We start from the raw sequence: 594 nt of genomic DNA, 5'->3' as shown, positions 1-594 counted from the left end.
GGGCCTCGTGGAATCCCGTGTGAATCCGCCCCGACCGTGGGGTAAGCCTAGATATGCCTGTCCGACCGATAGTGCACTAGTACCGTGAGGGAAAGGTGAAAAGCACCCCGGGAGGGGAGTGAAAGAGTTCCTGAAACCGTGCGCCTACGATCCGTCGGAGCCTTCTTGTGGGGTGACGGCGTGCCTATCGAAAAATGAGTCTGCGAGTCAGTGGTGCGTGGCGAGCGTAACCCGTGTGGGGTACGCGTAGCGAAGGCGAGTCCGAATAGGGCGTTTTCAGTCGCGTGTCCTGGACCCGAAGCGGGATGATCTAGCCCTGGTCAGGTTGAAGCGCGGGTAGGACCGTGTGGAGGACCGCACCCACCTGGGTTGAAAACCGGGGGGATGAACTGGGGCTGGGGGTGAAAGGCCAATCAAATTCCGTGATAGCTGGTTCTCTCCGAAATGCATTTGGGTGCAGCGTCGGGGGTTGCCTGCGGGGGGTAGAGCTACTGGATGCTTGAGGGCCCATACCGGGTACCGACAGCAACCAAACTCCGAATACCCGTCAGGTGTATCCCGGCAGTGAGTCGGCGGGGGATAAGCTCCGTCGTC

1 rRNA gene is annotated in these 594 nt (G+C 60.4%); it reads left to right on the top strand.

The features are described from left to right. A 23S ribosomal RNA gene (locus BFAL_RS06170) occupies positions 1–594 on the top strand; the annotation flags it as partial.

The sequence above is a fragment of the Bifidobacterium aesculapii genome (genome assembly GCF_001417815.1).
Taxonomy (GTDB): domain Bacteria; phylum Actinomycetota; class Actinomycetes; order Actinomycetales; family Bifidobacteriaceae; genus Bifidobacterium; species Bifidobacterium aesculapii.
This window is presented reverse-complemented; position numbering and strand designations above follow the sequence as displayed.